This is a genomic window from Nostoc sp., from assembly GCF_036917375.1.
Taxonomy (GTDB): domain Bacteria; phylum Cyanobacteriota; class Cyanobacteriia; order Cyanobacteriales; family Nostocaceae; genus Nostoc.
The window spans coordinates 18,683-38,787 of sequence record NZ_JBALDN010000041.1; the positions used below are offsets into that span (position 1 = coordinate 18,683).

Consider the following 20,105-nt stretch of genomic DNA (forward strand, 5'->3'; position numbering starts at 1 on the left):
TATTCGGCATTGGGTAAAACTCATACTTCAAACTTCAAGGCTTAATCTTCAACCTTTAAGGCTTAATCTTCAAACTCAAAGGCTTAACCTTGAACCTTTAAGACTTAATCTTCAAACTTAAAGGCTTAACCTTCAACCTTTAAGACTTAACCTTCAAACTTCAAGGCTTAACCTTCGACCTTAAAGACTTAACCTTTGACCTTTAAGGCTTAATCTTCAAACTTTAAGGCTTAACCTTTGACCTTTAAGGCTTAATCTTCAAACTTTAAGGCTCATCTTTCCCTACCTCTTCACCGTATTTTATTCAATTAGAAAGATTGGAATGCTTAAAAACTTATTTTCGTTTAGCGATCGCTACCGGATCTTACATCAGACTTGGTTTGCTTTCTTTCTCACCTTTGTCTGTTGGTTTAACTTTGCCCCCTTCGCTACAACCATTGGCAGAGAACTACATCTAGCGCCTGAGCAAATCAAAACTTTAGGCATCTGTAACCTTGCCCTCACAATTCCGGCACGACTAATTATTGGGATGCTTCTGGATCGTTTTGGCCCCAGAATCACCTACTCAATGCTGCTAATGTTTGCGGTTATTCCCTGTTTGACGACGGCGCTAGCGCAAGATTTTAATCAACTAGTCATCAGTCGTTTGCTGATGGGGATTGTCGGATCTGGGTTTGTTGTGGGTATCCGTATGGTGTCCGAATGGTTCCAGCCGAAGGAGATGGGAATTGCTCAAGGTATTTATGGAGGTTGGGGCAACTTTGGGGCTTTTGGTGCAGAATTTGCCTTACCGATGATTGCAGTTTCTACGAGCTTTTTCGCTGGTGGTGCTTCTAACTGGCGGTTTGCGATCGCATTTACAGGAATTATTGCAGCTATCTACGGCGTCATTTATTACAACAACGTCCAAGATACGCCCACAGGTAAAGTCTACAAGAAACCTAAGAAAAATGGTGCTCTAGAAGTGACCAGCGTTAAAAGCTTTTGGGCGATGATTGTCTCGAACTTTGGTTTAATTTTTGCCTTGGGTTTATTGGCTTGGCGTTTGGAACAAAAGAACATTCACTTCCTAACTTTGAGCCAAATGTATCTGACTTGGTTACTATTAGCAGGATTATTTGCTTACCAAAGTTACAAAGCCTGGGAAGTAAACCGAGAACTTTTAATTGGCAAGAAAACTTATGCTCCATCCGAACGCTTCCAATTTGGTCAAGTAGCCTTACTCGAATTCACTTATATAACTAACTTTGGTAGCGAACTGGCAGCGGTGTCCATGCTCCCAGCATTCTTTGAAAAAACCTTTGCTTTAGAACATGTTGCCGCTGGGATGATTGCCGCTACCTATCCATTCTTAAATTTGATTTCTCGTCCTAGTGGTGGCTTAATTTCTGATAAATTTAGCTCCCGTAAGTGGACAATGACAATTATCAGTGCTGGCATTGGTATTAGTTATTTGATGGCACATTTTATTAATAGTAGCTGGCCGATTCCGGTAGCGATCGCAGTTACAATGTTTGCCGCCTACTTTGCCCAAGCTGGCTGCGGTGCAACCTACAGCATCGTCCCCCTAATTAAGAAAGAAGCCACTGGACAAATTGCCGGTAATGTGGGAGCTTACGGTAATTTTGGCGGCGTAGTTTACCTGACAATTTTCAGCTTAACCGATGCTCCAACACTATTTTCCACAATGGGTTTAGCTGCTCTAGTCTGCGCTTTTATGTGTGCCTTTTTCCTCAAAGAACCCAAAGGTTCCTTTGCCGCCACATTTGAAGGTGAATTACCAGAAACCGCAACGAAAAGCCCTATCTTCTTAACTGAAGAATAGACCTGTCTTGAAAATAGAGACTAGGCAATAAAGCAAATAAATTCTTATAGTTCGTAGTAAGGACTTTAGTCCTTTTTTTCTAAGCACTAAAGTGCTTACTACAAACACTCTTGCACTAGCTTAAACATTGTACTAAGTTATGCTTCTCAACCTATTGCTACATCTGAGGTTGCACAATCAAAATAACAAAATGGTACAACTGCCATGAGTGAATTTACCAAAACTCTCTGTCCTTACTGTGGTGTTGGCTGCGGTTTAGAAGTTTCACCTCCAGCCCAACTTGGCAAAGCAACTAATCGAGATAGCCAAGGAAATCCAAATTGGCGGGTGCGGGGTGATAAAGCCCATCCATCCAGTCAGGGTATGGTTTGCGTCAAAGGTGCAACGATCGCAGAATCTTTAGATAAAAATAGATTACATTACCCAATGGTGCGAGACTCATTAGATCGAGAGTTTCGCCGCGTTAGTTGGGATGAAGCTTTCGATCTGATCGCCAAACGCATTCAAACTGTCCGCTTCACCCAAGGGCCAGAAGCTTTATGTATGTATGGTTCCGGTCAGTTCCAAACTGAGGATTATTACATAGCTCAGAAACTCATGAAAGGCTGTCTGGGCACTAATAATTTTGATGCCAACTCTCGCTTATGTATGTCTAGTGCTGTGGCTGGCTACATTCAAAGCTTTGGCTCAGATGGGCCGCCCTGCTGTTACGATGACTTGGAGTTAACCGACTGTGCATTTTTAATTGGTACTAATACAGCCGAATGTCACCCCATCGTTTTCAATCGGCTGGAGAAATATCACAAAAAGAACCGCAAAGTCAAAATGATTGTGGTCGATCCCCGTCGTACACCAACCGCAGAAGCTGCTGATTTGCATTTAGCCATTCGTCCCGGTACAGATATCGACTTGTTAAACGGCATCGCCCACTTGTTGATGCGCTGGAACTATATTGATACGATGTTCATGGATGACTGCACCAGCAACTTTCCGGCTTATGCTGAAGTTATTCGCCACTATCCGCCAGAAGTGGTAGCTCGTCAATGTGGAATCAGTATTGAAGATTTAGAAACAGCAGCTCGCTATTGGGGTAAATCTGAGCGGGTACTTTCTTTATGGTCAATGGGTGTGAATCAATCCTCAGAAGGGACAGCTAAGGTTAGAACTATCATTAACCTGCACCTGATGACTGGACAGATTGGCAAACCTGGAGCTGGCCCTTTTTCCCTCACAGGTCAGCCGAACGCGATGGGAGGACGGGAAGTTGGAGGTTTGGCGCATTTATTACCAGGTTATCGGGCGGTGAAAAATCCGCAGCACCGTGCAGAAGTTGAGGAGTTTTGGGGACTTAAGCCGGGACAAATTTCGCCAAATCCCGGTTTGACTGCTTGGGACATGATTACTGGGTTAGAAAATGATGCTGTAGGGTTACTGTGGATTGCAGCTACTAATCCCGCTGTGAGTATGCCAGATTTGGAACGGACTAAAAAGGCATTGTTGCGATCGCCTTTCACTATTTACCAAGACGCATATTATCCCACAGAAACCTCTGCCTACGCTCACGTTTTACTACCAGCAGCCCAGTGGGGTGAAAAAACTGGCGTGATGACAAACTCCGAACGGGTGGTAACTCTGTGTTCAGCATTCCGCCAACCGCCAAGAGAAGCGAAAGCAGATTGGGAAATTTTTGCCGAAGTTGGACGTAGATTAGGTTTTCAGAGAGAATTTGCCTTTGCTAACTCTGCGGAAGTTTACGCTGAGTTTGTCAAACTAACTAAAAATCGCCCCTGCGATATGACAGGTCTTAGTCACGCGCAATTACAGACACAAGGCCCGACTCAATGGCCTCATCCTGAAGAGAGTGCTGAGTACCGAGTGCTGAGTACTGAGTTTAAAGAAACAACTCAGCACTCAGCACTCAAAACTCAGCACTCCAAACGCCTCTACACCAATCTCCGCTTCCACACCCCTGATGGACGCGCTCGATTTGGGGCATATTACTCCAAGGGATTGGCAGAACCGCCAGACCCAAATTATCCGTTTGTGCTAACTAATGGACGACTTTACGGACACTGGCATACGCAGACACGCACCGGTCGAATTGAAAAAATTTGCAAAATGCATCCCGAACCGTTTATCGAAATTCATCCGCGTGATGCGACTCGGTTAGGTATTGTCGATAGTATGTATGTGGAAGTGCGATCGCGTCGGGGTAAAGCGAAGTTTCCTGCTAAAGTGACAAAAGCGATCGCGCCTGGTACAGTTTTTGTCCCTATGCACTGGGGTTCGCTGTGGGCAGATAATGCCGAAGCCAATGCCCTCACCCATCCAGAATCGTGCCCCGATTCACTACAACCAGAATTAAAAGCCTGTGCGGTACAGCTAATACCAATTTCGGTGGAAGTTCCCATCAAAAATCATCAACTTCAGTCTTCACGATGGTAAGCTGCAAAGTGTAGCTCGAAACTGGTAATTTACAACCAGCAATAGGTAATTTAGTCAATAATCAATAGTCAATAGTTATTATCATTTTTTCTAACTCTCTAATTTTGACTGTTACCAATTACTATATCTAAAGAGGTAAATTTTTAGTAACAAGGGATTTTACTAGAGTTAATTTTATCTATGGATAAAGAATAAAACAAAGATAGAAAACTTACACAACATCAGCAAGTAATATTTTTTCAATCCTCTAGATTTATCTATGGGATTTTCTTTTATTTTAGAATCGGGTGCAGCAGATGAAAAAGTTAGTGAGGCGAATTCTAGGAGCTACCAAAGATGAGAACTTCATGCACATCATTGAAAACATAGAAGTGCTAGTTTCTAAAATTCTATCTATTTTTATGGTGGTCGTAATTTTGGTAGCGATCGCAGATTTAGGACTCTTTATTTTTAAAGAATTATTTACAATACCGTATGGGAGTTTTAACAAAACCCTGTATAAGGTTTTCGGTTTATTTTTAAATATTTTAATTGCCTTAGAAATTTTAGAAAATATTACAGCCTATTTACGAAGACACGTTTTTCAAGTTGAATTAGTTATTGTCACTTCTTTAATTGCTGTTGCCAGAAAAATTATTATTCTTGACTTAGAAAAAATTGGCGGTCTTGATATAATCGGTCTAGGTGTAGCTATTCTTGCCTTATCAATTAGTTATTTGATAATTCGTGTCAGTAATTCAAAAGATTGAAGGAGGCAGGAGGCAACAGTATAATCAGCTAATTTTAAATACTTCTTATGACAGATTTTTTTCAATTTGAAGCAGACTTTGTTGATTCCTTGCGCTGTATACCCATGCAGGTACGTTGCAAATTAGATACCTGTGGCATCAAGCTAAAATTGGCTGATTGGAATCAAATGACTACAAATGAGCGTCAAGCTTTAGTCGAATTACCTTGCACTACAGAAACAGAAATTCAGTCTTACCGCGAGCATATCGAGCAATTGATCGTACAACGCACAGGTGTACCAGCTAAAAAATTGCCCATTGAGCCTCATCCTGCATGGCTAGATGCCACTGTACCAGCTAGCGTTCAGGAAAAAGCTCAAGAAATAGGTGTAAGCCTGACACAGCAACATTGGGCAGCTTTAACACCCTTACAGCGTTTTGCTTTGATTAAACTTAGCCAACCAGGACATGAAAACAAAAATTTTCCTAGAGCGATCGCAGAGTTTCATCTGCTTTAATTTGCCATTCGACCATAGTTGTTGAATTATCATCTTCTTAGTCTCCTAAAGGCAACTAATAGGAATCTCAATTTGAAACTCAGTCCCTTGTTCTGGTATTGATAAACACGGGATTCCATTGTATTGTTCTCATCTAAAAGTGAGGCAGATATTTAGATTTATTTATTATAAATGTGGAATTGCGATCGCCTATCTTCAACAAAATGCGAAACGCTTCCATATTAATACGAACCGTATGGTGTTAGCAGGTGAATCGGCTGGCGCTCAGATTGCGGCAAAAATTGCGCGATCGCCAATCCCGTCTATGCAGACAAACTTGCTATCCGACCTGTTTTGCAGCCAAGGCAACTCAAGGCAGCGCTGCTGAATTGTGGAGGCTATGATATTAACGGCGTTAACTATGTTCTTGTAAAATGCATTACATTTTGTTAACTTGCAACTCTGAATTTATACATGAAACACAGTGATTGATGTCATGTATCAAAAACTCGTATATAAACTAACGCCGAAAAAAGCTGACTCTAAATTAACATTTACTTTATAAACAACTATTGATGACTAATAGGTGAGGGTAACAAATATATGGCTGCAAAGAAACTTTTGATGCTTGTTGGCGACTATGTAGAAGACTATGAAGTGATGGTTCCTTTCCAGGCATTGCAAATGGTGGGACACACTGTCCATGCAGTTTGCCCCGACAAAAAAGCTGGCGATAAGGTGCGGACAGCAGTTCATGACTTTGAAGGAGATCAGACTTACAGCGAAAAACCCGGACACAATTTTACTTTAAATGCTACCTTCGCAGAAGTAGAAGCCACAACCTACGATGCCTTAGTCATTCCTGGAGGAAGGGCACCAGAATATCTCCGCCTCAATCAGCAGGTGCTAGAAATCACCCGTCATTTTGCCCAAGCGAATAAACCGATTGCTGCCATCTGCCACGGCTTGCAGGTATTAGCAGCTGCTGATGTACTGCAAGGCAAGAGATGTACTGGCTACCCTGCTTGTAGCCCAGATATCAAGAGTGCTGGAGGGATCTATGTTGATATCCCTGTCGACCGGGCAATAGTTGATGGTAACTTAGTGACAGCACCAGCTTGGCCTGCTCACCCAGATTGGCTAGCAGAATTCCTCAAAGTACTTGGAACTAAGATTGAACACCCAGAACTGACTACAGTTGTTTGAGACAAGATACTAGAAATATTTTGGTTCAATCTTTATAAGACTTTCTTCCCCTACTCCCTACTCCAAAAGAGCTTTGGCAAAAACAACTGACAACAGACGACTAAAAATTATATATTTTTGAAATGGAACTAAATGCAGTAAAAAATACTATTTTTTAATAAATTGCAGTGGGTTTAATTTGCAGCTACGATGTCAAAAGTACAGCATCGAGACAATCTGATTGAGCCGCCGAACAAGCCAGTTTTAGGGCAAACTCTCAGCAGATGGAATACTTCTTTACATGAGGTGAAACAATTTGAAATTTTGCACCAATAATTTTAAATTTCTTAGCAGTAAGTGAAGCTATAGTGGATTTAGCAATGCTGCTGCTAATGTGGCTAAGGTTAGTCCTGCTGCCAAATTATGTGAAGAATTAGTTTAGAAACGCACTTCTTATCGATGACAGGCAAAAACGCAAGACATAATGCATTTCTGCGGCTAGTGTCTGGTAATGGGGCAGCTTTGGGAGCAGAATCTCGCTACTCGCTGCCCCCCAGTAAAGAGATGGTAATTGGACGCGACCCCAGCTGCCAAGTTGTCTTGGATGCCATGATGTACCGAATGGTATCTCGTCGTCATGCAGTGGTTCGTCCCCTCTCTCTATCCCCAGATAGCAAATTTAGCTGGGTGCTTTGTGACTTGAATAGTGCTAATGGCACTTATTTGAATGGACAACGCTTATATGAATGTCAGGAATTGCACCCAGGCGATCGCATTTCTCTAGGTGCTGATGGGCCGCAATACATTTTTGAATACGAGTATACCTCACTGACTCCGGCGACGACAGTAAACCAACTTACACCGTTGCCTTCGGCGACGAACTACCACAACCACACGCAATTAAAGCAGCCAGATTCTGTTAGCTTCACCCAGCTTTTTCCGATTATTTCCACTGGTAAAGATTTAACTAGTAAAGCTTACCTCGTACCGGGAATACTGACCGTAATTTTTGTGGTGCTAATGTTCGCTACAGTCGGACGGCCCCAGGCTAATCAAGTGATCGTCGCAAGTTACATCGCCTTCGCTGCCTACTATTTTGTTTACCAACTTTGCGGCAAACAGAAGCCTTGGTGGGTGCTAATGGCTACGTCATTGGGTACAATCCTGATTTTGCTCAGTCCGCTGTTGGATCTATTTATTTTCGTATTTCGCGGCATCCTGCCTGGAAGCTTGCCCACACCACAAGAATCTATCACCTTCACAGAGTTGCTGGTGCGGATGTTTTTTGGCGCTGGGTTGATGGAGGAATTACTCAAGGCATTACCTGTACTAGGGGCTTTTGCCATCGGTAGAATGTTGTCTTCACCTTGGCGAGAACGCATTGGCATCTGGGAACCTCTAGATGGCATCCTCCTGGGAACGGCTTCTGCCGTTGGCTTCACTCTCTTGGAAACTCTCGGTCAGTATGTGCCTGATATCACTCAAAATGTCACGCAACAGGTGGGTATAGGGGCTGCTGGTCAACTCGCAGGTTTACAACTGCTAATTCCGCGAATTTTAGGCTCTGTAGCCGGACACATGGCTTATAGTGGCTACCTGGGTTATTTTATCGGGTTGGCTGTCCTCAAACCTAGTAGAAGTTGGCAAATTCTGTCTATTGGCTATTTGAGCGCCTCTGCACTCCACGCTCTCTGGAATGCTACAGGGTCAATCAATGCTTTGCTGTTGGTAGTTGTTGGAGTGTTATCTTACGCCTTTTTGATGGCGGCAATTCTCAAGGCACGGGCGCTGTCACCAACGCGATCGCAAAATTTTGCTACCCGATTTCTTGGCCCAAAGTAGGGGGGGCAGGGGAGCAGGGGGAGAAAAACTAATGCTGGAGGATTTACCTCTTGGGATAGATGACCTCATTTGAGAATCAGCGTACTGTTAGTTTATTGTGGGGTAAATATACTTATAAAAATAAAAATCATTAAACTTTTTGAAAAAAGTCTTGATTTTCGACTCTATATCCTTGCGTAAGGGAAACCAACATCTTTGCAAAAGACACCTCTGAATCGAGTGAACGCAAAGCGCGGTTTACACGAACACAACGCAGAATGAAAAGTTTTCCTACTCCCTATTCCCCATTCATAGTTCTGGCTGAGACTTGTTAAGTTCGGTAAAAGCATAAGAAGCGATCGCTAAACTCACCTTTGCTTTATCTACTTCTGATAAATCTGTCCACTCACTATTTTGAAGATTACTGAGTGCAGATGCCGCATTTTGCGATTCGCTACTTCGCATAGCGTAAGCAAAAGGACGAGCTAAAACGATTAGATCCTCTGTTCCCCAAGCTGGTAGCACTGTCTGAACGCACTCAACCAGTTGCTCGCTGATTAATTGGCGAGCAGCAAATATCTCAGCCGCTTTGCTGGCGATAGTGTTGAGCAATATTTGGGGGACACAGGCAGAAAAATTTGTACGTAATGTTTCTTGAAGGTTAAGAACAACTGCCTGTTGTATGTTATTATTGTCAGGCGTAGGACTAATACTAGACCAAAGTGTATCTAGATGTCCGTAAAAATCTTGCGATCGCCTCATTAATTCAACACCCTGCAAATCTTCCATTCCGAACTGTTGTTCTAGTTCTTGAAAATAAGCTTCTGATTCCTCATCACCTGGATTCCAAGGATAGTTAGCATCCTCTGGTTCTAGTAACGCTTCTAATAACTCCAAATCTAATTGAGATGGCAAAGATGAGAAAGTGTCTGAGCCGTTAATTTTGTGAGCCATGTTTTCTTCCCTCATGATTATTTGGTGGTATTGACAGCTACAAGTTCTAAGAGGAGATTTCCGCAAAAACTGTTGATTTTTTCTCCAAAAAAAACAGATTTTAAAAGTTAATGCTAAAGGCTCAAATTCATTTGTGCAATAGCTCCGCTAGGAGTCTTCAATCACAAACTCCCAGGTCTCACCTCTAGCACTTCCAAACTTTAACTGCATTCCCGATTTCAAAGGGACTTCCTCTCGGAGGATTTGTTGCCAGCCATTAGGGCCTAAAAACCAGGTTGTCCCATAGGTGGAAAAATCTTGCAAGTAATAAGTTCGCATTAGTGTAGCATCTGTAAGAGTATTGCGGCAGAAGATTTCGGCGTGGCGTTTGGATACAGATGGTTCGGGAATAACAATATCATTATCTTTCGTGCGGCCGATGCGGGTAACTCCATAACGCAGTAACCAGGTTTTACCTTTTGGAGTCAGCGATCGTAAACTGGCAATCGGAAGCGAGGAACCGACATCAGGAATAGCTGTATCTGGAAGTTCGGTAATACCTTCATCCAGATTTTTAATCAGTTCGCCATTAAAATCTGGATGCAGGTAGAGAACAGGCAAAGTCCAAGCAGGTTGATTAAATTTATACAGTGTTAACAACTCTTGCCTAGCCTGTGCTACGGCTTCATCAATTGGCTTGTGCGATCGCAAAGCTTCGGTAAAGGCTTGAATAAAACTGTGGCTTTCATGGTCAGCGATTTCATCGCGCATCCCCAAAACGGCAGGCACACCATGACGAATCAATACTTCTGCTAAACTACTGGCAGGGATAGCTTGATGATCGATCGCAGCTGGTTGTGCGCCCCAACAGGCGTTGAAAACCGCTAATTTCACACCTGTACGGGTCAATACTTGCGCCAATTCTATGCCATTGAGGGGCATATCTGGTCGCAAAAACAGTAATCCTCCGTCTGGGTCTGGCAAACCATGTCCAGCGTAAAAGAAAACATTGTATTCTTTGGTTTCTAATTCATCAATCAACTGTTGTGGAGTTGGTTGAATGAGTTGATTTACTACGCAAGGTGCATATCTTTGGGAATTACCAGGCGTATCTGCAAGAGCTTGCTGTAAGATAGCGGCTTCTTGTTCTAGTTGTAGCTTGTCATCATGACCTAAAACCAGCAGAATACTTAAAGCTTGGTCAGTTCGCAAATGCGGTAAAGGCTCAACTTCAGTGCTGGTGCGACTAAATAGTAAATCTTGTGAGAGAGACATCGCCGATTGACCAGGCTCACGCTGCATAATTTCCCAAGGGAAAGCGATCAGATCCGGGTCGCGAATTTCTAGTCGAAAGCGCAAACGTGTATGCTGACCCATTGCAATACCGCGACTGCGTTCTAGACTACCAAGAATTTGCCCGTCGAATACCCAGCGCCATAAATTCATTCCCAAGTATTGCATCAGACGACTGCTGTAGGGGCCAGTAGGTTGACCTGAAGGGGGTGAAATCCAATCTATGGGAAATGGGTTGCTCTTTTGAGATGTTGAGTTAGGGGAAATATCTAGGCGACCATGACCAGCAAACATCTGCTGCCATTCTTGCCAGACTTGGGTAAGTTCAACAGGCCATACACAGTCACGTAAAACGTAGCCACTGGGATACGGAGCCTTGACCACCCAAATGGCGAAGTTGTCAGTGCCAGTATTTACGAGACGGGCGATCGCCAAATTCAGGGATGGCATGGATTCATTAAACTAAAAGCTAAAAAAAATAATTTCAAGAGAAGAAGAAAACAGATACGCCAGAATTCAGAATAAATGAGTAGGGGATTTAAACCTGACATTAATTGTGTTACACCAAATTAGAGATATGGTGGGGGTTTTGAACTCGGTTATTCATCCACCAGTAGTACATAATTCATTCTTAATTCTGACTCACTTCGACTACGCTCAGTGACCACCTGACTCCTAAATTATGTTTTGATAACAATTCTCCAAGGTGAAAATTTTCTACTTTTTTGACCTTGCAAGTTTTTTACTCTGATTGTTATCTGTTATTATTCCAGGTTTTTACCAGTTTATCGAGTATTTGATTAAGTTGGACTGGTGTCAGATGGTTCGGTAACTGGCGGTTGCGTGACAGTTCTACATGGATTTGGTGCGTCTGATTGTAAAACAATGCCAAAACGGTTGACTTGGGAGGAGTTTAGCAATACTGTTGCTGGCAAAGGTTTTGAATTTGCGGGAACTGAGGTAGTTACAGCTGGGTTATTAGGATTAGCTGGAGTTTGGGTACTTTTATTGGCACAGACTCGCATAGACACCAAAAAACTGCCAGAAGCAGGATTTGGATTTGATTTTTTCTCAATAACTTCTAAAAAAGTCCCACGGGGGAGTGATTGGTTGTTTCCCAAGGATATGTCATTATTGGTTTTAATTACCCAACCAGGAGAAAGATTAGCTAGCGATCGCGGCGGCAGTGTAGGTGTCGTTTCAATGCCAGGGTTTTGAGTTTGTAAGGGATTGGAAAAAATTGGAGAGGTTCCTCGCAGTTGTTTGACGAACAATCCTAAAAAACCTGCTGCTACCACAAATATTAATGGAACTATCCACTGTAGAGGGAATTGACGACTTCTAGCAGGCTCAGTGTCTGGAATCACCTGAGTCTTGTGGTTTGGGCTGCCTAAAAGTGTCGCATCTGTCGCCTTGGATGCTAAATCAACAGTTTTGGCAGAATAGCTCTGGGGAATCACTGCTTGGATGGTGATTTCTGGTTCCCAATATTGAACTTGATAGTGAACTAAAGCGACGGTGACATTATCGTGTCCATTTTTAGTATTAGCAATTTCGACTAATCGATCGGCAACAGTTGCTATATTTGCTTCCCCAGCTAAAATCGGCAAAATTTCTGTTTCCCAGTACTCCTCTACCCGATCGAAGTCACTCAAACCATCGGATGTGAGCAGAAAAACAGCATCTTCATCGAGCATAAATCTTCCCGATGTGGGATGCAATGAAGTACTAGAACCCATACCCAAAGCTTGGACGAGAGAGCCAGCCGCACTCTGTTGCACTGCCTCGCGGTAAATGGCATAACCCAGTCGCACTTCACGGGAGGCGACATCATCATCAAGGGTAACTTGATAACAGCCGTGGCGTGTAATCCAGTAAGCACGACTATCACCGACGTGGGTAATGTACATTTCATGAGCAACAGGCAATGCCATGACTAAAGTCGTGCCCATGCGTTGACGGCCTTGGCGATTTTCACCGTCATTGCGCTGACTGATTTTGTCATTGGCCATGGCCACTGCCTTATCTAGGTCATTCAGCAGCAGTGAAGGGTCTATGTGGTCGTAAGGAACCTTTGTTAGTTGCTGTACCTGCTGCTGGATGGTTTCAATGGCTAAATTTGAGGCGACATTGCCACCCTCGTGTCCACCGATGCCATCACAGACAATTGCTAAGGCTGTTGGCTGGGGTGGTTTGCTCACCAGAGTTCCACTGGGAGGGCTACAGGCATCTTCGTTACGTTGACGACTTGGCCCGGTGTCGGTTTTGGTGATAATTTGGATCGTGGGTGTTTGCGATCGCCCTAACCCAGCTAGTCCCCGATCTAAAACTCCGATTAATTGATCGGTGGAATTAATCTCTCCCTGAATTAAAGCCAGGCTAACGCGATCGACAAATTCCGCGATCGCTGGTTTGGCAGTGCTGACCAACTGCTGCCAAAATTCACCTAATTGCGGCAATTCTGGTGATGTGGCGCTGTCAAAACGCAATTCCAACAACCTGACTAACGATCCTTCTACTCGTAATACATAAGAGTCAAGTAAGCTAGAGGCGACACCTTCACTTACTAGAGGTTGCCACAGATGAGCTATTTGCCATAACCAATTTAGTTGGCGCATTGATGTTGCATCGCGCCAAGCGGTGGTTAACTCGCTACCCAAATGGACTTGTTGGATAGTGTCATCTACTAATAGTGGCGGTTTTTCTAAGAGTAATATTTCTCGGTGGGAAGACCCGTCAGCAACAAAAAGCACTCCATATACCTGCGGTACGTGTAGACGGTAGGGAATCAGTCTCAGGTACGCTTTTAGAGGCTGCAAATTATCTAACTCAGGCGTTAGCGCTAATAAACCAGGCTTCGTATCTAAAAGAACAAATTTATCAAGGATTAAATAGCGATCGGCTAATATTTCTCCTGGGCTACCCACACTTGGGCTATCTACCACAGCCCAGAGATAAGTTTTGGGTAGAGGCGTCGAACATCGCTGGCAAAACTTGTGAGTCAGGGGGTTGGCAGCCTGACAATTTTCGTTTGGACAGTAGAGCGTTGCCGCGTCATTTTCCATAGTTTTCGCACCGATCAGCGATTGGCAATTTCTTTAATAACATTAGTAGGGACAATCTAGACCGCTCATCTTTCTTAAACTTGACATACCCAGACTTTAGATGATGATTTTAGCTGGCGGATATCAGCAGGTGCTAATACTTTATCCGAATCCAAAAAATACGCTCCTAACTCAACCCTACAGCCTAATCATAGCTTCTATTGCCCTGTGACTCTTCATCGCCAAAGCAACTAACTCCAACCCTGTCACCACAGCATAACCCAAGCATAACTGCGCGATTTGTTTTTACTAAATTACCCCATCATTAACAGGCAGAGAATGTTGGTATTTATTTAGTTTATAAGTAGGATAGCAAGAATTAACTTTAATTTAAGAATTAAGAATAGCAAATATTAAATTTGGCAAAAGTACCTGATAAATGCATTCAATAGTGCTGAGTGCTGAGTGCTGAGTTAAGAGTTATTCTCCTCTCTGCCCCACTCAGCACTCAAAACTCGGAACTCAGCACTCTTTGTACAGAAGGGTTCAGGCAGCCCGCTACCAACTCATTGGCTTATTGCTTGTCGTCAGTGGCAACTTGAGGGACTCCCATGCTGTAATTAGTAACACGAGCAGAAAGATTGTAGCTGACTTCGCCGAGTTGCAGAAGCGATCGCAGATAATGCTCTAAGTCTGACCCCACACGGCGCAAATTATAGTCTGTGAGGTCTGCGCCACTAGATGCTTCTACTAATTCATCAAATTTTCGATAAATTTTTTGTAGTGCATCTTCATTCCAATTAAATTCGTTATCTGGGTCAACATCTAAGGTTAAGACTTGTTGACTAGGAACTAGATCGCCATCCCGGTCAATTTCACCTGCAAAAATGCGGATATGCCGGGTTGTGGACTTGAGCAGCATCGGGTTATCCATAAAAAGGTGTAAGATTTGCGTGGATTACACTGAAATTATTGTAGACCTTATATCCGAGCTTGAATGCTCTCAATTTCAAAGCTTTGAATGCTGTTTTAAAAGGGTACATTGAATGGTCATAAGTAAAAATATCACCTTTACTGATGAGTTTGCTACTACTGTTATGAGTTGAAGATATATTTAACTGCTACTACTGACAGTAGTCGAATTATTTTTCTGTAAAAATTAATTGGTAAAGTATTTTCATTTAGTCTGCGAATCTGACTTACTGCTAAGATTTTTGGACTCAATCAAGCCCAAAAGTCAGTAGGGCAGGGCACTCAGCAGAAATTATTTGCTCTATGTGCTTTTTTTATAGAGAACAAAAGTTTTGACATTAATAATTATGCCGAGCAATTTATCCTGAATTTTCTATTGCAAAAAACGTACATCAAGTAATTTCACGCAATAGCGCTACATCGACTGCTGGCTTTAATAAACTCCAAAAATTTAAGCGGTTTTACTTACGTATAAACACCAAAATTTGAGTAACAAGTCAAACTGTTATTGACGTTCACATAAAGTTGAGGTAAAAACCTTTAAAAAGGTTGAACAACTTCTTACAGAAACTTTATTGTGTAGAATCTTAAAAACTGAATAATAGTTATGGCTTACCATAAGCTACATCTGGCACAGAAACCTTAAAATCTAGACACTGAAAATTTAGCTTGAAAATACACCACAGGAGAGTGAAATAGAATACAAAGGTGATTGATGAAGAAAAATTCTTAATTCAAGCACTTTGGATTCAAAAGAGATATAAAGAATTTTGCTGGACATCTACCTCCTTACCCTCATGACAACCAAGTAAAGGAATCTCAATAGCTATGAACTCCAAAGCATTACCACGCCAGATAAATAATCTCGAAGTAGGTGTTTATGAGTGTGAAATACATCTCAAATTTCGGTTGATTGAGGAAAAGAGTCTATTGAGCGATCGCGAGCAACTCTTACAAGTGCTACTTGATGCTTTAACCGAAGGTTCTGATGACTTTCTAGAAACGCTCCAAGCGTCCGTTAAAGCCCAGGAAGTATCAGAGTTTAAAGCCTCGCCTCAAATGCGGCGTCAGCTAATGCGCTTGCGTAATGTCGCGGAAAATTCTCCAACCTAAAGGTGTAATTTAAGTAGTGAAAAACGTGAATTGGGCATCAAATCAAATGTTGATCCCATACCCCCGTTGCCATAAAAACTAAGCAGTCAGTAGATTTCATAAAATATTTTGATTTCTACCTTGTGAAAGTCTTATTTAGCAGCGCAAAGTCCCAGGAACAGTTTCCGCTATTAAAAACTTTGTAGCAAAGGGTACTGGTAGAATCTGAAAGCAAATTCAGCCGGGTGCATTTTACCGAGTTTTTATCAAAACATTGCAGAATAATAAAACCCTGTGTCTTTACAGATGGGGAATTGGACAACAGGCGCAAATCAAATGAAAACCTAAAAGACCAAAGTAAAAATAAATAACCTTTCTTTTAGCTTTTTGCTTAAGCTAAGTGCCTGATTTGCTGAAATACTTATGTTTTATCTATTACTGGTAATAGGTCATGGTTTAGCAGCCAGTTACCTATTACCGATTACCCAGGAGTAGGGGAGTAGGGGATAAGGGAGCAGGGGAAGCAGAGGGGACAAGGGGGACAAGGTGACAAGGTGACAAGGTGACAAAAGTTAGAACTTACAACAAGTCTTTCCCCTTGTCTCCAATTCTCCTTGTCCCCTTGTCCTCTTTCCCATGACCAATGCCCAATCCCTATTTAGCAAGACCGTGTTCTAGAGCAAAACGAACTAACTCTGTCCGGCTATTGGTACCGGTTTTACTAAATAAACGACTGACGTATTTTTCTACATTGCGGACGCTGGTTTCTAAGCGACGGGCGATTTCTTTGTTCATCAACCCTTCTGCGACCAAATTTAAAACACTTTGTTCTCTAGGAGTCAAATCAATTTTAAAAGGGGCTGGCGATTGGGAAATAGCATTTCTTTGAGTTAACAATGCTTTAATTTGGGAAATCTGATTGGCTAGTTCAGCAAGATCGGGGGTTTCAGCGTCATCTCCCGTACTCGCAGCCTTAGCGGCGCGACGGGCTAGCAAATTTTCGACTATAGCCACTAACTCGTCTGGGTCGAAGGGTTTTGGTAGATAGGCATCAACACCAGCGTGATAGCCTTGAATGCGATCGCCTGTCATACCTTTAGCAGTTAAAAATACTACTGGGAGTGCTTGAAAACGGGGGTCTTCCCGTAGTTGCTTCAGGAACTGATAGCCATCCACTTGAGGCATCATTACATCAGAAATCACTAAATCAGGTGTATTCAGCTGCATCCATTCCCAACCTTCAAGGGCGTTACTGGCGACTTGAACGCTGAAACCGCTCTCTTGCAAATAGTCTTTCACGGCTTCCCGTATCCCTGGTTCATCATCCACCAGTAACAATTGTGCTGACATTTAAAATTCCCATAAGTTTTCCTTTTTCCAATTTAGCGAAAGTTGGTAGGCATTGAGCAACTTGAATTCACCTCTACCGCCTTAAAAGCTTTTAAAGTTCACATCTGTGCCTCCATCAATGTCCCTACATTAACGAGATCGTGCTTTCATCGGGACAGGGTGGCCGCAATACGGTTCGGATAAGCATTTTTCACTTTCCTCCGGTCTGGGAAAAGGGGAAGGGGTAAAGGGTAAAGGATGTATTCAAAACCTTTCCCTTTTCCCTTTTCCCTTTCCCCTTTAACCGAACCGTATTGAGGGTGGCCGCAAAGTGTTTCAACATTCCCCCATAGCAAGATCCCAACAGTTGATGGTTTCATGTTGGCTATCGCGAAGGAAAGTTGGCTCGTCTTGAATCAAACTAAGCGACCATATAGTAAGGCAGTCTTTAGTAGCTATGATTCATGATTGCTATGAGAATAAAAAGAGCGTTCTTATCAATTACGAATTTCTTAATAACCCTTACCACTGAGGATTTTCCATAATTAATGCCTCTGCTGCCGAGCTATTTAACGGAACTGAGAAAAAATGTCCCTGGGCATATTGACAGTTTAACTTTCTTAGAAGTAATAGTTGCTCTTTTGTCTCTACCCCTTCGGCAAGCACATTTACACCTAGTTTGTGTGCCAAGGTGACAATTATCTCAATAATTTCTAAATTTTTACTATTAGTACCCATTCGGCTGATGAAAGAACGGTCAATTTTCAACACACTAATCGGAAAGTTATAAAGACCACCCAATGAAGAGTAGCCCGTACCAAAGTCATCAATTGATAACTCAATGCCCATCTCTCGAAGTTGTAAGATTGCGGCAGTTACCTTATCGCCATTTTCCACAATTGCCTTTTCAGTAATCTCTAACATTAGAGTGCCAGCATCAAGGCCAGTTGAGTGCAAAATTTGTCCAATCTGCTCTATCAAATCCGGCTGAGAAAATTGCTTGACGGAGATATTAACACTAATTTTCTCTAGTAATTTAGAACAATGGCATACCCGCCAAACTTGCATTTGGCGGCAGGCTTCATGCAAAGCCCATTTGCCAATGGAGAAAATTAGTCCAGTTTCCTCTGCTAGGGGAATAAAATCTGCTGAATTAAGCAGACCACGCTCTGGATGCTGCCAGCGCAGTAGAGCCTCAAAACCTAAAATAGAGCCACTAGCGAGCGAAACAATCGGTTGGTAATAAACCCGAAATTCTTCGCGTTCAATTGCTCGCCGCAAATCAGTCTCTAATTGCAATCTCGCCAGAGCATCAGCATACATCTCTGAGTTGAATAGCTCATAACGCGCTCTGCCTATCATTTTGGCTCGATACATTGCTGTATCTGCATCCCTCAACAGTTCTTCTGGGTGTTGATAGTCTACTGTCGAACTCAACGCGATGCCAATACTTGCCGTGATGAAGACTTCTTGTCCGTCAAGTTCAAAGGGTAATGCCAGTTCCTTCTGAATCCGTTCAGCGACTTTGATGGCATCTGACATATCCTGGATTCCCTCAAGCAGGATTGTAAATTCGTCTCCCCCAAGCCGTGCCGCTGTATCTATGGAGCGTACACATATTTGTAATCTACTTGCAATAGCAAGCAGCAATTGGTCTCCATTTAAGTGTCCAAGGCTGTCATTGATCACCTTAAACCGATCTAGGTCGATAAATAGTACAGCATATAGATAATCTGAATGCCGTTTTGAATAATTTATCGCATGTTTTAGGCGGTCCATAAATGCAACGCGGTTTGCCAGACCCGTCAATGCATCGTGAAAAGCAAGGTGCAGTAGTTGTGACTCGACTCTTTTACGTTCTGTAATTTCATTTAACAATTTCTGATTTGCTTTTACCAGTTCCGCTGTCCGTTCCGCCACCCGTATTTCTAACTCACTGTAAGCTCGGTACAACATTTCTTCAGCTTGTTTGCGTTCACTGATGTTGCATAACAGCCAACGCCAGCCAAGGTACTTCTTCTCAGCGTCGTATACTACAGACGCTTTCACATTAGCAGGAAAAGGCGTTCCTGCCCGTGGCTGTAGGTGAATTTCCCAATTCACTATCTCCTGCAAATTGTTTATTTGAGAGTTAAAGGACTGGCGGTCTTGTTGAGCAATAAAAAGAATTAATGGTTTACCTACTAAATATTTTTGTTGCACATCGAGCAAAGTTGCTGCTACATGGTTAGCCTCTTGGATTATCCCGTTGGTATCAGTTACCAAGTAACCATCTGGAACAAACTCGAACAAGTCTTGGTAACGCTGGCGTTCTTTCTCTACTGCCGCTCGTGTTACCTTTAACTCCTCGGAAGCTGTCAATAGTTCTTCCATTGCGGTGTTAAGTTCCTCGAAAGCCTCTGTTATCATCTCCTGTTGTGAGTTCAGTTTAGTTCCATAGCATTTTAATAGTTCCTGTATCTGTGAGCGCAATTTATCTATCTGTTGATTAAATCCATCCACTTTCATGTTGCTCAACTCACAAAACTATAAAGCGTAAGTGTGAATGAAGAAAGCAGTGGAAGCAAATCTCATGCTTTCTTCAAGACTTCAGACGCTATTGAGCAGGCAAGGAGAGAAGGTTACTTGAAAGATCGGACACTCTATAAATAAATCTTAAAGAAGTTGGTTTTTTGATTTACTAATTTATCTTTCAATAATCACGAAGCAATCAAATTTGTGTAGCCTCAATCAACTTTTAGCCCTATTTAGTGCCAACAAAGTGCTGAGTGGCAACAAGCCCTACCTACTGAAATTTTTATTTTATTGAATATAAGGTACTAAAGCCCAAAGATTAATAACAGCATATTTGCTTTACGTGCTTTTGAAAATACTTCTTAAGATACATTCGCTTTTGTGAGCTAAACAAAGAATAAGGTTGTCAGTTAATGCTTCTAGACTG

Annotated in this window: 15 protein-coding genes; 9 read left to right on the top strand and 6 right to left on the bottom strand. The window is 42.5% G+C overall.

What is annotated here, in order from left to right:
- The first annotated feature begins 322 nt into the window (after positions 1-322).
- The 8 genes from V7K45_RS09940 (at position 323) to V7K45_RS09975 (ending at position 8,522) form a co-directional block, all read left to right on the top strand.
- Positions 323-1,825: a NarK family nitrate/nitrite MFS transporter gene (locus V7K45_RS09940; RefSeq protein ID WP_335002844.1), complete on the top strand. Its 1,503-nt coding sequence runs from the start codon at positions 323-325 to the stop codon at positions 1,823-1,825.
- A gap of 204 nt (positions 1,826-2,029) precedes the next feature.
- Positions 2,030-4,270 carry a molybdopterin oxidoreductase family protein gene (locus tag V7K45_RS09945; RefSeq protein ID WP_335002846.1) on the top strand — a complete coding sequence of 747 codons (2,241 nt, stop codon included), beginning with the start codon at positions 2,030-2,032 and terminating at the stop codon, positions 4,268-4,270.
- Positions 4,271-4,566: 296 nt separating this feature from the next.
- The gene (locus tag V7K45_RS09950) at positions 4,567-5,019 is read left to right on the top strand and encodes a phosphate-starvation-inducible PsiE family protein (protein ID WP_335002848.1); all 453 of its coding nucleotides are present in this window, start codon (positions 4,567-4,569) and stop codon (positions 5,017-5,019) included.
- 47 nt (positions 5,020-5,066) lie between these two features.
- Complete coding sequence (locus tag V7K45_RS09955; RefSeq protein ID WP_335002850.1) at positions 5,067-5,516, top strand: nitrate reductase associated protein; 450 nt, start codon at positions 5,067-5,069, stop codon at positions 5,514-5,516.
- A 139-nt stretch (positions 5,517-5,655) separates the two neighbouring features.
- Positions 5,656-5,883, top strand: a complete 228-nt coding sequence (locus V7K45_RS09960; protein WP_335002852.1) for an alpha/beta hydrolase — start codon at positions 5,656-5,658, stop codon at positions 5,881-5,883.
- 215 nt (positions 5,884-6,098) lie between these two features.
- A complete protein-coding gene (locus V7K45_RS09965; protein ID WP_335002854.1) occupies positions 6,099-6,701 on the top strand; it encodes a DJ-1/PfpI family protein in 603 nt (200 codons plus the stop codon).
- Between the two features lie 189 nt (positions 6,702-6,890).
- Entirely contained in the window at positions 6,891-7,016 is a 126-nt protein-coding gene (locus tag V7K45_RS09970) for a hypothetical protein (protein WP_335002856.1), read from the top strand.
- Positions 7,017-7,139: 123 nt separating this feature from the next.
- Entirely contained in the window at positions 7,140-8,522 is a 1,383-nt protein-coding gene (locus V7K45_RS09975; protein ID WP_335002858.1) for a PrsW family glutamic-type intramembrane protease, read from the top strand.
- 288 nt (positions 8,523-8,810) lie between these two features.
- On the opposite strand, the gene V7K45_RS09980 is transcribed toward V7K45_RS09975, so the two are convergent.
- The 4 genes from V7K45_RS09980 to V7K45_RS09995 all read right to left on the bottom strand — a co-directional run bounded on the left by V7K45_RS09980 (position 8,811) and on the right by V7K45_RS09995 (position 14,705).
- Positions 8,811-9,455 carry a hypothetical protein gene (locus V7K45_RS09980; protein WP_335002860.1) on the bottom strand — a complete coding sequence of 215 codons (645 nt, stop codon included), beginning with the start codon at positions 9,453-9,455 and terminating at the stop codon, positions 8,811-8,813.
- 147 nt (positions 9,456-9,602) lie between these two features.
- Entirely contained in the window at positions 9,603-11,177 is a 1,575-nt protein-coding gene (locus V7K45_RS09985) for a CHAT domain-containing protein (RefSeq protein ID WP_335002862.1), read from the bottom strand.
- Positions 11,178-11,527: 350 nt separating this feature from the next.
- A complete protein-coding gene (locus V7K45_RS09990; RefSeq protein WP_335002864.1) occupies positions 11,528-13,792 on the bottom strand; it encodes a protein phosphatase 2C domain-containing protein in 2,265 nt (754 codons plus the stop codon).
- A gap of 553 nt (positions 13,793-14,345) precedes the next feature.
- The gene (locus V7K45_RS09995; RefSeq protein ID WP_335002866.1) at positions 14,346-14,705 is read right to left on the bottom strand and encodes an NAD(P)H-quinone oxidoreductase subunit M; all 360 of its coding nucleotides are present in this window, start codon (positions 14,703-14,705) and stop codon (positions 14,346-14,348) included.
- Between the two features lie 866 nt (positions 14,706-15,571).
- Here V7K45_RS09995 and V7K45_RS10000 point away from each other — a divergent pair.
- Positions 15,572-15,856, top strand: a complete 285-nt coding sequence (locus tag V7K45_RS10000) for an Npun_R1517 family heterocyst differentiation transcriptional regulator (protein WP_094350942.1) — start codon at positions 15,572-15,574, stop codon at positions 15,854-15,856.
- Between the two features lie 633 nt (positions 15,857-16,489).
- On the opposite strand, the gene V7K45_RS10005 is transcribed toward V7K45_RS10000, so the two are convergent.
- Positions 16,490-17,185, bottom strand: coding sequence for a response regulator transcription factor (locus tag V7K45_RS10005; protein WP_322671518.1), 696 nt, complete (start codon positions 17,183-17,185; stop codon positions 16,490-16,492).
- A gap of 501 nt (positions 17,186-17,686) precedes the next feature.
- Complete coding sequence (locus V7K45_RS10010; RefSeq protein ID WP_335002869.1) at positions 17,687-19,672, bottom strand: putative bifunctional diguanylate cyclase/phosphodiesterase; 1,986 nt, start codon at positions 19,670-19,672, stop codon at positions 17,687-17,689.
- Positions 19,673-20,105 lie beyond the last annotated feature (433 nt).

What these genes read in the sequence shown, in the direction of transcription:
- V7K45_RS10000 (WP_094350942.1), top strand. Translation starts at nt 15,572, where the DNA reads ATGAACTCCAAAGCATTACCACGCCAGATAAATAATCTCGAAGTAGGT.
- V7K45_RS09995 (WP_335002866.1), bottom strand. Translation starts at nt 14,705, where the DNA reads ATGGATAACCCGATGCTGCTCAAGTCCACAACCCGGCATATCCGCATT.
- V7K45_RS10005 (WP_322671518.1), bottom strand. Translation starts at nt 17,185, where the DNA reads ATGTCAGCACAATTGTTACTGGTGGATGATGAACCAGGGATACGGGAA.
- V7K45_RS09980 (WP_335002860.1), bottom strand. Translation starts at nt 9,455, where the DNA reads ATGGCTCACAAAATTAACGGCTCAGACACTTTCTCATCTTTGCCATCT.
- V7K45_RS09990 (WP_335002864.1), bottom strand. Translation starts at nt 13,792, where the DNA reads ATGGAAAATGACGCGGCAACGCTCTACTGTCCAAACGAAAATTGTCAG.
- V7K45_RS09945 (WP_335002846.1), top strand. Translation starts at nt 2,030, where the DNA reads ATGAGTGAATTTACCAAAACTCTCTGTCCTTACTGTGGTGTTGGCTGC.
- V7K45_RS09950 (WP_335002848.1), top strand. Translation starts at nt 4,567, where the DNA reads ATGAAAAAGTTAGTGAGGCGAATTCTAGGAGCTACCAAAGATGAGAAC.
- V7K45_RS09970 (WP_335002856.1), top strand. Translation starts at nt 6,891, where the DNA reads ATGTCAAAAGTACAGCATCGAGACAATCTGATTGAGCCGCCGAACAAG.
- V7K45_RS10010 (WP_335002869.1), bottom strand. Translation starts at nt 19,672, where the DNA reads ATGAAAGTGGATGGATTTAATCAACAGATAGATAAATTGCGCTCACAG.
- V7K45_RS09955 (WP_335002850.1), top strand. Translation starts at nt 5,067, where the DNA reads ATGACAGATTTTTTTCAATTTGAAGCAGACTTTGTTGATTCCTTGCGC.
- V7K45_RS09975 (WP_335002858.1), top strand. Translation starts at nt 7,140, where the DNA reads ATGACAGGCAAAAACGCAAGACATAATGCATTTCTGCGGCTAGTGTCT.
- V7K45_RS09940 (WP_335002844.1), top strand. Translation starts at nt 323, where the DNA reads ATGCTTAAAAACTTATTTTCGTTTAGCGATCGCTACCGGATCTTACAT.
- V7K45_RS09965 (WP_335002854.1), top strand. Translation starts at nt 6,099, where the DNA reads ATGGCTGCAAAGAAACTTTTGATGCTTGTTGGCGACTATGTAGAAGAC.
- V7K45_RS09985 (WP_335002862.1), bottom strand. Translation starts at nt 11,177, where the DNA reads ATGCCATCCCTGAATTTGGCGATCGCCCGTCTCGTAAATACTGGCACT.